The organism is Paraburkholderia bryophila (assembly GCF_003269035.1).
GTDB classification, from domain to species: Bacteria; Pseudomonadota; Gammaproteobacteria; order Burkholderiales; family Burkholderiaceae; genus Paraburkholderia; species Paraburkholderia bryophila.
In genome coordinates this window covers 1-12,284 of sequence record NZ_QLTK01000011.1, presented here as the reverse complement: position 1 = coordinate 12,284, position 12,284 = coordinate 1, and the positions used below count along the sequence as shown (strand labels likewise).

The window sequence follows — 12,284 nt, the reverse complement described above, 5'->3', positions numbered from 1 at the left end:
CAGTGCGTAACGCGGCTACGCTTCACTATCGGCAGGACGGTTGGGCGTGAAGCGAGTGAGTCGAGCATAGCAGCTACGCCTCGACCGCATGACTCAGGGTATAACCGGAGTCGCTCATGCACCGCACGCCGCGACCACAGCGCGCCACCAAGCGCGCGGAAGGAGACAAGCATGAGCACCCCCCTCTACGGCGGCGCCGCACGGCCCGCTTCGCCAGCAGAAACCGGCGGCACCGGCGAACCCGTCGAATCCGCCGAACGCGCGGCGCTCTACCGCAAGCTTGCGTGGCGCATCGTGCCGTTTCTGTTTCTCGCGTTCATCGTCGCGTATATCGATCGCGTGAACGTGAGCTTCGCCAAATTGCAGATGCTCACCGATCTCTCGTTGAGCGAAACCGTGTATGGCGCGGGCGCGGGCATTTTCTTTCTCGGCTATTTCATCTTCGAGGTGCCGAGCAACCTGATCCTGCATCGCGTCGGCGCGCGGATCTGGATCGCACGAATCATGGTGACGTGGTCGATCGTGTCGTGTCTGACCATGTTCGCGAGCGGCGCCACGTCGTTTTACGTCTTGCGCTTTCTGCTCGGCGTGGCCGAAGCCGGCTTCTTTCCCGGCATCGTGCTGTACCTGTCCACCTGGTTCCCGTCGAACCGGCGCTCGCAGATTATTGCGCTCTTCATGGCGGCGATTCCGGTGTCGGGTGCGATCGGCGGTCCGGTGTCGGGCTGGATCATGCAGCAACTGGCGGGCGTGCAGGGATTGGCCGGCTGGAAGTGGTTGTTCCTGATCGAAGGGATTGCCTCGCTCGTGGTCGGCATCGTGGCGTTCTTCGTGCTGCACGATCGTATCGAGTCGGTGAGCTGGCTGTCGAAAGACGAGAAGGCCTTGCTCGCGCGCGATCTCGACGCCGATGCGCAGACCCGCGCGCATCAAACGGTGCGCGGCGCGTTCACCAACCCGAAAGTGTGGCTGCTCGGTCTGCTGTACTTCTGCATTGCGATGGGCAACTACGGCCTCGTGTTCTGGCTGCCGACGATGATCCGCGCCAGTGGCGTCGTCAGCGTGGCGAATATCGGCTTGCTATCGGCGCTGCCGTCGCTGATCAGCGCGGTCGCCATGATTCTGATCGCACGCCACGCCGACAAACACGACGAGCGGCGCATTCACGTTGCGGTGTGCGCGGTGCTCGGCGCGGCCGGCATGCTGGCGTCGGTGCTGCTCGGCCAGCACGTGTGGCTTTCGATGGCGGCACTGGTGGTCGCGGCCATCGGCATCAATTCGATCGCGCCGGTGTTCTGGGGCATTCCGACCGCGCTAATGGGCGGCGTGGGCGCGGCGGCGGCGATCGCGGTGATCAATTGCACCGGCAATCTGGCGGGCTTCGTGAGCCCGTATGTCATTGGATTTCTGAAAGACGCGACCGGCACCTTGCTGCCCGGCATGATCGTGCTCGCCTGCGCGCTGGTGCTGGCAGCGGTGATCGTGCTGGCCATGCCGGCCGCGCGCAAGTCAGCATGAGGGGAGCAGGATGACGCAGCAGGTTTGTATGGTGACCGGCGCGGCGACCGGGATCGGCGCGGCGACCGCGTTGCGCTTCGCGGGCGCCGGCTGGGCGGTGGCGCTGGGCAATTTCGACGACAGCACGCGCGGCGCCGCCCTGGCCGTCGAAGCGCAATGCCGGAGGCTCGGCGCCGAAACGCTGATCTTCGACGCCGACGTGGGTGCCGACGCCGACTGCGTGAAGGCCGTCGACACGGTGGCGAAGCGTTGGCAGCGCATCGATGCGCTGATCAACTGCGCGGGGACCACGCGTTTTATCCCGCACGGCGATCTCGCTGCCGTCGACGACATGGAGTTCGAGCGCGTGTATCGGGTGAACCTGATCGGCATGTTTCAGATGACGCGCGCCGCGGTGCCCGTGCTGCGCGAATCGTCGACGTCGTCGCACAGCACCTCGGTGATCAATATCTCGTCGCTGGCCTCGCTGAACGGCACGGGGTCTTCCATTGCCTATGCGGCGTCGAAGGGCGCCGTCAACACGCTGACGCTCTCGTTGGCCCGCAATCTCGCGCCCCACATTCGCGTGAATGCGTTGGCCCCGGGCATGGTGGACGACGGCTTGCCGCGCCGCGTGCTCGGTGAAGCGGCCTACGCGAAGATCGTCGACAGCATGACCGAGGTCGCGCCGCTCAAGCGCGTGTCGCAGCCCGGCGAGATCGCGGACCTCGCATGGTTCATCGTCGCGCATGCACCGGCGATGACCGGCCAGGTGATCGCGGCGGAGAACGGCTTGCTGTTGAACGGGTGACACCGGCTGAAGTCGCTTGGAACCGCTCGAGGCTGCCTGAAGCCGCTTGAAGCGACGACGGCCTAACCCACCGCAACACCGCCCAAACCACGCATAGGACCCACCATGAGCAATCTCCACAAACACCGCTCGCGTACCGTGACCGAAGGCATCACGCGCACGCCGCATCGCGCGTTCCTGCGTGCGACCGGTATGGACGACGCCGCGATCGAGAAACCGTTCGTCGCGATCGTCGATACGTTCGGCGAAAACACCCCGTGCTCGATGTCGCTCGCCGCGGTCTCCGACAACGTGCGGCTCGGCGTTGCAGCGGGCGGCGGCGTGCCGATTCGCGGATCGGCGATTTCGGTGTCGGACGGCACCTCCATGAATCATTCCGGCATGCGCTTTAGCCTCGTGTCGCGAGAGATCATTGCGGACAGCGTCGAGGTGTTCGTACGCGCGCATTGCTATGACGCTTTCGTCGGCGTGGCCGGTTGCGACAAGACGCTGCCCGGCATTCTGATGGGCATGGTGCGGGTGAACGTGCCGGGCGTATTTCTGTTCGGTGGCGCGATGTTGCCGGGCATCGCGCCGGACGGCACACAGGCCACGATCCTGACCGCGATCGAAGCCGTCGGCGCGGCGCAACGCGGCGACATATCGCTCGACACGCTGCGCGGCATCGAAAAGCGCTGCACGCCGGGCGCCGGTTCGTGTCCGGGCCAGTTCACCGCGAACACCATGGCGATGGTGGCCGAAACACTCGGTCTCGCACCGCTCGGTTCGGCGATGGTGCCGGCCGTGTATAGCGAGCGCATTGCGATTGCGCGCCGCGCCGGCGAAACGGTGATGAACACGCTGAAGCACGGTGGTCCGCTGCCGCGCGATCTGGTCACGCGCAAGAGCCTGGAGAACGCATGCGCCGCGGTCGCGGCGACCGGTGGCTCGACCAATGCCGCGCTGCATATTCCGGCGATCGCGCATGAAGCAGGTATTCGCTTTACGCTCGACGACGTTTCCGAGGTGCTGGCGCGCACACCGTTGATCGGCGATCTGCAACCGGGCGGCCGCTATCTCGCGCTCGATCTGTATCACGTCGGCGGCGTGCCGGCCGTGTTGAACGCGTTGCTTGCCGGCGGTTATCTGCACGGCGATACGCTGACGCAAAGCGGCGAAACGCTCGACGTCGCGTTGAAGGCATTCGCGGGTCCGGATGGTCGCGTCGTACGCGCGCATAACGAACCGTTGAGTGAGAACGCGGGGCTGGTTGTGCTGCGCGGTAACCTCGCGCCTGACGGTGCCTGTCTGAAGACCGCCGGGTTGAAATCACTCGTCTTCAGCGGCACCGCGCGCGTGTTCGAAACCGAAGAAGCGTGCATGTCGGTCGTCTCGAAGCGCACCTATCGTGAAGGCGACGTGCTGGTGATCCGTAACGAAGGGCCGAAGGGCGGTCCCGGCATGCGCGAGATGCTCAGCGTGACGGCAGCGATCTACGGGCAGGGCATGGGCGAGAAAGTCGCGTTGCTGACCGACGGTCGTTTTTCGGGCGCGACGCGCGGCATGTGTATCGGCTACGTCGGACCGGAGGCCGCGGCGGGCGGCCCGATTCGTTTGCTGAAAGACGGCGACCGGATTCATATCGACGCGCACAAGGGCACGCTCGACGTCGAGCTGAGCGAAGCGGAACTCGCGCGCCGTAGCGCGGAGGCGGTGCCGTTCACGCGAGGGCGTCTGGGCGGTGTGCTGGAAAAATACGAAGCGCTGGTGCGGCCGGCGAATCTCGGCGCGGTGACCCATTCGGGCGCGGTCGAGTGGCCGTACGAGGCGTCCATCGGCGAGGATGAGGTATGAGTCATGGCGATTTGCCTGAGACGCCGCGCGTCGGCTTCTGCGGAATCGGCAAGATGGGCGAGCCGATGGCCTGGCGGTTGCTCGCGGCCGGGCATGCGTTGCGCGTGTGGAACCGCTCGGCGGCGAAGTTGGCGCAGCTTGAGGCGCATGGCGCGGTAGTCGACGACTCGCCCATGCTGTTGGCCGCGCACAGCGACGTGGTGATGCTGTGCCTCGGCGATGCCGACGCCGTCGAAGACGTCGTGTTCGGCGCTGAAGGACTCGCGCGGGCGCTTCACGCGCCGCGTTTTCTGATCGACCACTCGACCCTCGCACCCAGCCAGGCGCGACACTTCGCGCAGCGCTGGCATGAGAGGACCGGCGCTGCGTGGATCGATGCGCCCGTGTCGGGCGGTACGGCAGGCGCTGCTGCGGGCACGCTCGCGATCATGTGCGGTGGCGGTGCGCCGGAGATCGCTGCCGTCGAGCCGCTGTTGCGTGCTTATGCGTCGCGTGTGACGCACATGGGGGCGAGCGGTGCCGGACAAGCGACCAAACTCGCCAACCAGGCGATCGTCGTGACGACCATTGCGGGTATTGCCGAAGCCTGCGTGCTCGCGCAACGCGCGGGCATCGACGCCGCGTCGATGCCCGCCGCGTTGGCAGGCGGTTGGGCCGATTCGGTGCTGCTGCAAACCTTGCTGCCGCGCATGCTGACGCCGCCGTCGAACCCGTCGGGCACGATCAGGACCATGTTGAAGGACCTCGACGCGGTTGCCGAATTGGCGCGCGAGTCGCGTGCGCCGCTGCGCGCCGTCGGCGAAGTGCGCAAGCTATTGCAGGAAGCGGTGGAGCAAGGACTCGGCGACGAAGATATTTCGCAGATCGTCCGCGTTCTGCTCAAGCCGCCCATGAGTGAAGCGTGAACGAAAGCGGTATGGGCCGTGGCTCATGCCGACGCACCTGGTGGCCGCTAACATTCGCTGCCGCCACGGTTTCTTACCTGGGTATGCAAATTACCCCGGCACCTCTAAAGGTGAGGGTTTGCGGGAGTAGCCGGTTCGACACCTCCCGCGCCACGCCCAGCATGCCTTTGCGCCCTGCCCCCAAGCTCGAAAGGTGAGGGTTTTCGGGAGCAGGACAAGCCCACCTTGCGCCTGGCCCCGGTCGCTTCGCATCAAAGGTGAGGTTTTTCGGGAGCCTGTCTTGCACATTGACGCGCGCGCTCGCGTAATCCCATATCACGTTCCAGATTGAAAGAGTTGGAAAGAAATTGCCAACCTTGGGGGCTGTTCCGCGCTTTGAGATGAGCCGCATACAGGGAAGATGGCGACGCGGACGACAAAGTCTGCGGCTTCGCTATACCTGCAAGCCGGGCCCTGTCTCTGAAAAACGATCGTCTCCTGGAATCAGTTGGATGAGTCAGCATATTCTTTTCGTTGGCGCCGATGCCGGCTTGACAGCCGTGGTGGGCGCATCGTTGCGCGGGCAAGGCTGCGGGGTATCCGCACGGCCACCGGTCGTCGGTCTCAAGCACGTGGTCGAGATGGAGCGGCCGGCGTTGCTGGTGCTCGACATCTCCGCGCCGCATGGCGACGGACTGGCGGTGTTACGCGACCTGCGCCTGAGCGGTAACGACGTGCCGGTGATTCTGCTGTCGGCGGGCAGCAAGGCGATCGATCGCGTGATCGGTCTCGAACTGGGCGCCGACGATTTCATGAGCAAGCCCGCCGATCCCGCCGAACTGCTCGCCCGTATCCGCGTGTTGCTACGACGGCGCGGCGCGCTCGCGCCAGGCGCGCCGGAAACGCGGCCGCCTTATCGCTTCGGCCGCTGCGAGCTGAACTTTTCGGCGCGCGAGTTGCATCGCGATAACGAGCGCTTCGCGCTGCGCAGTTCCGAGTTCGCGTTGCTGAAAATCTTCGTCAATCACGCCATGACCGTGCTCACGCGCGTGCAACTCAACGAGCAACTACGCGGCAGCAGTGTGGTGCATCAAGGGCGCAGTCTCGACGTGTCGATCTGGCGCTTGCGTCGACTGATCGAGATGGATCCTTCCGAACCGCGTTACGTGCAGACGGTGTGGGGACGCGGCTATGTGTTCGTGCCGCACGGCGAGATCGGTGCGGCCGAGCGCGGCGCGATGGTCGCGCCCGGCGTGTGAAGCGGATGTTGGGTCCGCGATTCCGCGGCGTTAGTGCCCGATTTGCCCGAATCCGCTCAAAGGTGAGTGTTTTCGGGAGCGCCGGCGGTGCGCGTCAAACCGGCTTCGCGATCTCGCGAATGTCGGCCACCGGCGTTTCGGCGAAACGCTCGCCGAGTGCGTAATCGAGCAACTGGGTGGCGCATTGTTCAGGCGTCGCAAGCTGGCCGTTGCGCTTGAGGTCTTCGAATTTTTCGCGCAGCGGGAACTGCTCGGCGCCGCTGCCGCGAATTTCCGCCTGCATATTCGTGTCGATCACGCCCGGCGCCAGGCTGCAGATGCGCAGTGCGCGATTCGCGTCGAGCGCGACGGCGCGCGCGTGATGATCGAGCGCGGCTTTGGTCGCGCAGTAGATGCTCCAGCCCGGATACGCATTGCGTGCCGCGCCGCTCGAGATATGGACGATGCGCCGGTCGGCGGCGTCGGGGCTGGCGGCGGCGAGCGCGCTCGCCAGCAACAGCGGCGTGGCGACGTTCAGGCTCACCGCGCTGGCAATCGCCGTGGGATCCTGGCCTTCGATCGGTCCGATGGGCTGCACCATGCCCGCGTTATTGATCAGCAGCACCGTTTGCGCGCCCTTGAGAAACGCATGCAGCGCGTCGGTCGCGATCCATTGCGCGACCCGCGCGGGGTCGTCCAACGTCAGTTCGATTTCTTCGATCTGCGTGGTAAAACGCGCCTTGAGCGTGGCGTGACGCGAGCGGGACAGGCCCAGCACCGCGACGTCGCGCGCGAGCAGTTGCTCGGCGAGCGCGGCGCCCAGACCGCGTGTGTGGCCGGTGACGATCGCGCGAATCGGAGAAGAGGGAGTCATGTCGTTCCTTGGGATCGGTGGCTTGGGGAGCTCGCTATTTTCTCACGCGGGTTGCATGCGTGCCGAGCGGCGCGGCTTCGGCGCCGGGTTTGAGCGATGCGCTCACCGCTCAACTTTCAACTCGAACGGAAGCGCTCGCGATACTGCATCGGCGTCGCGCCGATGCGCTTGGTGAAGACGATCCGCATCCGGTCGGCGGTGCCGAAGCCGCAGTCGTAAGCGATCGTCTTGAGCGCCGTGCCGCTGCTTTCGAGCAGTTTGCGCGCCGCGTCCACACGCGCACGTTCGACGAATTCGTGCGGCGTGACCTGTGTCTCCTGCACGAACACGCGTGCGAAGTTGCGTGCGCTCATGCCCGCGACATCCGCCAGTTGCTTCACCGTGAAGCTTTCGCGAATCCGCTCCATGACGTGCGCCTGGACCTTGGCGACCGGCGAGGTTTCGTCGGCCGGGGCGGTGAGATACGGACTGAATTGCGACTGGCCGCCCTGGCGCTGCGCGAACACCACCAGACGTTTGGCGACGGCCAGCGCGGTGTGCGGACCGTGATCTTCGGCGACCAGCGCGAGCGACAGATCGATGCCGGCCGTCACGCCCGCCGACGTGACGAGCGGGCCATCGCGCAGATAGATGCGGTCGAAGTCGACACGCGCCTTCGGAAACCGTGCCGCCAGTTGCGCGGCGTGCTGCCAGTGCGTGGTGACGTTGCATTCGTCGAGCAAGCCTGCGTGGCCCAGCGCGAATGCGCCGGTGCAGATCGACCCGTAACGGTCGCATTGCGCGGCGACGTTCGTCAGCCAGTCCAGCAAGCGGTCGTCTAACGCCTCGCTGTCCGGCAGCGCCGGGCCGCCTGCGATCAACGCCAGATCGAATGGGCGGCGCGCCTCGCCGAAGGTTGTATCGGCAACGAGCGTCATGCCGTTGGACGCGCGCAGCGGCGCCGCCTCGGCGCTGATCAGCTTGACCTCGTAGCGTGCGGACGGAGCAACGAAGCGGTTGGCTTCGGAGAACACGTCGACGGGCCCGGCGACGTCGAGCGCCTGGACGCCGGGAAAGATCGCGATCGCGACGGTAGACATCGAAAGACTTCCTTTGACGATGGACGGCATCCGCCAGCCGCGGCGGTCAGCGTGATGCGTTGGGCAGAGTGTAATTCGACTGATGCCAGCAGGTCACGTCCGTGCACGCGCACGCGTCCGCATGGTGCGTATTCCAGCGAAGACATCGCACTCATTTCCGCATTCAGCTAAGGCCTACCTGAGTCGTTGCGTCGGAAGGATGCCGCGAGCTGAGCGGCGTCGCGTCGCTGAAGCATCCTTCGAATAATTTTTTGCGAAGTACGTCATTTTCAGTCAGCGGTGGCGACTAAGTCCACGAAACATCCGGACGATCGTGCATGGCGGCCAGCCCCGGATGTTGCGTTGCCGGGTATGGCATGGGTAGTGGATCGACCGCTGCCCGGTGCGTCCAGGCGTTTGAACGTCGCTGCGTGTCCCGCTATCGAAGCGTGGCCACCGGCCTGAAACTGGAGATGACATGAAATCGATCCGAGCCGCCATGGTGTGCTGCCTGTTGCCGCTTGCCTTTGCCGCGGGTTCCGCACAAGCGCAGGGCATTGGTCACGCCGGCATGTATCTGATGCCGCCGAACTACAGCATGATGATGGACAAGCTGACGCCTGAGCAGCGCACGCAAGCCATCGGCATTCAGCAAAAAATGATGCAGATGGAAATGGAGTATCAGGACAACGTGGCCCAGATGGAGATGAAACATACCCACGACATGATGCAGATGCAAAGCCAACTGCTCGATATCTTCAAGGGTCACTGACCGTCAACGAAGCGCTTCCCGGTGCGCGCGTGGCGAAGATGCCTCGCACGCATCGGTCATCCTTTGCCGTGTGTCGCGGCGATTTCCTGCAGATCCAGATCGTGCTCGAGAACGCTCAGAAGTTCGTCGTGAATCTGCCCCGTTCGGTGCAGACGCAACAATTCGACGCGCGCTGCCGCGACCGCCGCCAATACGACGTCGTAGTGTGCGGCGCGGACGTCCGACGGGTAGGCGGCTTCGCTTTGATACGCCTCGGTCATGCTGGCGCGATAGGTGTACTGCTCCAGCAGCCTGGGATGAATCACGCTGCCATCTGGCCCATGCGCGAGCGGTAGAACGGCGGCGAGTTGCGCCGCTTCGAGCCTGGCCCACGCTTGCGGTTCGGTCAGATGGCGGGCGTTCTGTTCGTCCGCGTGATCCGGATTGATCCAGTGGATCAGTGGTCCGATCGTTGTGCCTTGACCTAACACCGTCACGAGAATGACCGCGAAGGACGCGACCAGAATCAGATCGCGGCCGGGCATGGCTTCAGGCAGCGACAGTGCGATCGCCAGCGTGACCACGCCCCGCATGCCGGCCCAACTGGTGACCGTTGCCGAGCGCCAGTCGGGTGTGGCGCCTTCGCGCCTTGCCCACTTGCAGATCAGTGCCTTCAGCCATTCCGTCGTGAAGACCCACACGAAACGCGATAGTACGACCGCCGCCAGCACCGCGCCGACTGCGGGCGCCAGCGCGGTGAGCGTGTCGCCGACGCCGCCCAGCCGCGCGATCACACCGCGCAGCGAGAGGCCGATCAGAATGAAGACCAGTGCTTCCATCAGAAAGATCACGACCTGCCAGAAGGCCGTGCCGCGCATCCGGACGGCGGCCGAGAAGACCTCGTGCTGATACCAGCCGAGCATCATGCCGCAGCTCACGGTCGCGATGACACCGGACACGCCCAGCATGTCGCCGGCAATGTAGCTGATCCACGGAGAGAGTATCGATGCGGTGATGATGAGGTAGCTGTCGTCGAGAAACCGCAACAGCCGCACGACGACAAAGCCGATCGCCACGCCGACGGCGACGCCGCCGAGCGCCAGCAGGGCGAAACGTCCCGCCGCGTGTTGTGCGCTGAACGTGCCGGTCAGCGCGGCCGCCACGGCGAAGCGGAATAGCACGATGCCGGCGGCGTCATTGAGGAGACTCTCGCCTTCGAGCAGCACCATCAGGCGGCGCGGCAGCGCGACGCGTTCGAGCACGGCTTTCGCGGCGACGGCGTCGGGCGGCGAGACGACCGCGCCCAACGCGAAACAGGCGCCCCACGGCAACGCGGGCACGACCCAGTGCACCACCAGGCCGACCGCGAGCGTGGTGAAGGCGACCGCACCGATCGCGAGCAGCAGGATGCCGCCGAGGTTGCGTTTGAACTCGTCCCATACCGAGAAGTACGCGCCGTCCATGAGAAGCGGCGGCAGGAACACGATCAGGATCAGCTCGGGATCGAGATTGAAGGTCGGTAATCCGGGCACGAAGGCCATCGCAGCGCCGCCGACCAGCAGCGCGGCGGCGGGCGGCAGACGCAGCCGTTTGGCGAGCAGTTCGAGACCGATGATCGCGACGAGCGACAGCAGGACGAGTTTGAAGCCCATGACGGAAGACATGCGCGGTCTCGATAGGTGGCGGGGGAGTTACTTTTTATCACAGGGGCGGGCGGGGGCTTGGGGCTTTGCCTGTGCCTGTGCCTGTGGGGGAACCGGCGGGGGATTGGTTTGTTGCGTCAATGAGTTGGGTGGGATGTGCCCAGGTTGTCCACAGGCTTATGGACAAAATGTGGGGATAACTAGGCAATCGGAAACGCGGTTAGTGGAGATGAGCTGACAGGAGACGTGTTTGAGCGTCGCCGACGGTGCAACGACGCGTGTTGCTTATGCATGAACCGCAAGGCGAAAGTTCTGTAGGGTCAAGCACTTGGTTTTGATGTCCGAAGGTTCTCCACAGGTTTGCGAACAATTTACGTGGACAAGTTTCGTCCTCGTACGGTCTTTGTTTGCTCGACATGGCGAGTGGACTACTGAAAAAACCGTCCCCTACGACTTCTGTCACGGAGCAGTTGGTTCACGCCAGCGCAACGCCTCCTCCCATTCCGGCGACGGTTGCTTGTCGCGCATGAACTTGTCCTGCTCGGTAGTCGCCAGACTGTGCCAATACGGGTCCCAGATATTTTCGTACCAGTATCGAGCGTCTCCCTGGCTTACGCGTATCGGTAGCCCCAGTTCTGGGAATAACGGGCTCAAGCGCCGTGATATTGCTGCGATTCACCTCGCCAGCAAGACGCAGCTCTTGACGCTTTGCAGCTCGCTCACGCATGAAAATCAGAATATCGTTGAAAGAGAGCATGGGAACAGTTCGGTTATCCGACTTCTGGTCGGCGACTGCGCCACACGAATGAATGATGGCGGCCGCTTTGATACACGCTCAAACGCCGGTGCGTTGCCGGGGCGAGCTATAGCAGCGCGAGACTGATCGTCCTCCCACGCCATGCCAAGGCGCTATCGGGGAACTTCGATAATTAAATAGGGAAATTTCGGAACGGAGGGGGCGCCGAAGAGTGCGAGGAGTGAATCGCCAGGTTCTGGCGTGGGGGCTCGCCGGCGGAGTTGTTAAGCGTCGGTGATTTCAACGTGACGTGCGATGGACTGCTAGGTAGAGCACGATGGACAAGGAAATCGACAAACACGTCGCGTCAGAAGTCAGCAAGAATCTGATGGACGCGTACCTATCGGTCGAAAACGCGACGCGGATAATTCAGGCGCGGTGTTCAAAAGATGAATTCGATGGGTTTCGATCTGAGGCAGGGAAGATCGCTGGAGGGCTATACCTTCTTCTTGAGCCGCTGTGGAGAGCTTACCCAGACCTTGCGCCGGAAGGTCTGGTGATGACGCAGCCCAAGAAGAAAGAACGTAGGCGGGGAGCTGACCGCCAAGACTGAGAATTACTAAGTCGCGGCAACATTCAGTGGACGCGTCAAGCGCTCATCGGGAGGGCGGCAATACGTTGTCCAGGCGAATTAGGGAGGCCGAAGCAGATCACCACAGGCCAACCGACGCATCGATTAGCACAAGCGTATTTGCGTCAATGGCTTGGCGCCATTTCGGGGGTGTTGTCCACAGCCTTGCCAACAAATTCTGTGGACAACTGGAGGTGAATGTTCGGAGTCTTGGACACGCTACCCGCGGGCGCGGACCTATCCGTGATTTTGTGGGCGAGGCATATCATGAAGGATGAATATCATGGATATGCCGATCATGAAAAAGAAACGTACTGTGGCCTCTCAG

General features: G+C 63.8%; 11 protein-coding genes. 7 read left to right on the top strand and 4 right to left on the bottom strand.

The window, feature by feature from the left end; all coding sequences use genetic code 11:
• Positions 1–171: 171 nt before the first annotated feature.
• The 5 genes from BX591_RS17545 (at position 172) to BX591_RS17525 (ending at position 6,284) form a co-directional block, all read left to right on the top strand.
• Positions 172–1,518 (top strand): MFS transporter, encoded by a 1,347-nt coding sequence (locus BX591_RS17545; protein WP_111932654.1) that lies wholly within the window; start codon positions 172–174, stop codon positions 1,516–1,518.
• Between the two features lie 10 nt (positions 1,519–1,528).
• Positions 1,529–2,308, top strand: a complete 780-nt coding sequence (locus BX591_RS17540; RefSeq protein ID WP_111932653.1) for an SDR family NAD(P)-dependent oxidoreductase — start codon at positions 1,529–1,531, stop codon at positions 2,306–2,308.
• Positions 2,309–2,413: 105 nt separating this feature from the next.
• Entirely contained in the window at positions 2,414–4,141 is a 1,728-nt protein-coding gene (gene ilvD / locus BX591_RS17535) for a dihydroxy-acid dehydratase (protein WP_111932652.1), read from the top strand.
• The gene (locus BX591_RS17530) at positions 4,138–5,046 is read left to right on the top strand and encodes an NAD(P)-dependent oxidoreductase (RefSeq protein ID WP_111932651.1); all 909 of its coding nucleotides are present in this window, start codon (positions 4,138–4,140) and stop codon (positions 5,044–5,046) included. The genes ilvD and BX591_RS17530 overlap by 4 nt, the downstream gene beginning before the upstream one ends.
• Before the next feature lie 491 nt (positions 5,047–5,537).
• Complete coding sequence (locus tag BX591_RS17525; RefSeq protein ID WP_035560694.1) at positions 5,538–6,284, top strand: winged helix-turn-helix domain-containing protein; 747 nt, start codon at positions 5,538–5,540, stop codon at positions 6,282–6,284.
• Positions 6,285–6,378: 94 nt separating this feature from the next.
• Here BX591_RS17525 and BX591_RS17520 read toward each other — a convergent pair whose 3' ends face one another.
• Both BX591_RS17520 and BX591_RS17515 read right to left on the bottom strand, forming a co-directional pair.
• Positions 6,379–7,137, bottom strand: coding sequence for an SDR family oxidoreductase (locus BX591_RS17520; RefSeq protein ID WP_111932650.1), 759 nt, complete (start codon positions 7,135–7,137; stop codon positions 6,379–6,381).
• Positions 7,138–7,253: 116 nt separating this feature from the next.
• Positions 7,254–8,216 carry a GlxA family transcriptional regulator gene (locus BX591_RS17515; RefSeq protein ID WP_111932649.1) on the bottom strand — a complete coding sequence of 321 codons (963 nt, stop codon included), beginning with the start codon at positions 8,214–8,216 and terminating at the stop codon, positions 7,254–7,256.
• Positions 8,217–8,673: 457 nt separating this feature from the next.
• Here BX591_RS17515 and BX591_RS17510 point away from each other — a divergent pair, with 457 nt between their 5' ends.
• The gene (locus BX591_RS17510; protein WP_111932648.1) at positions 8,674–8,967 is read left to right on the top strand and encodes a hypothetical protein; all 294 of its coding nucleotides are present in this window, start codon (positions 8,674–8,676) and stop codon (positions 8,965–8,967) included.
• A gap of 56 nt (positions 8,968–9,023) precedes the next feature.
• Here the strand turns inward: BX591_RS17510 and BX591_RS17505 are convergent, their stop codons facing one another.
• Both BX591_RS17505 and BX591_RS36130 read right to left on the bottom strand, forming a co-directional pair.
• Positions 9,024–10,610 carry a Na+/H+ antiporter gene (locus tag BX591_RS17505; protein ID WP_111932647.1) on the bottom strand — a complete coding sequence of 529 codons (1,587 nt, stop codon included), beginning with the start codon at positions 10,608–10,610 and terminating at the stop codon, positions 9,024–9,026.
• Between the two features lie 454 nt (positions 10,611–11,064).
• Complete coding sequence (locus BX591_RS36130; RefSeq protein WP_146749782.1) at positions 11,065–11,346, bottom strand: hypothetical protein; 282 nt, start codon at positions 11,344–11,346, stop codon at positions 11,065–11,067.
• A gap of 316 nt (positions 11,347–11,662) precedes the next feature.
• Between BX591_RS36130 and BX591_RS17500 the strand changes: the two genes are divergently transcribed.
• Positions 11,663–11,938: a hypothetical protein gene (locus BX591_RS17500; protein ID WP_111932646.1), complete on the top strand. Its 276-nt coding sequence runs from the start codon at positions 11,663–11,665 to the stop codon at positions 11,936–11,938.
• Positions 11,939–12,284 lie beyond the last annotated feature (346 nt).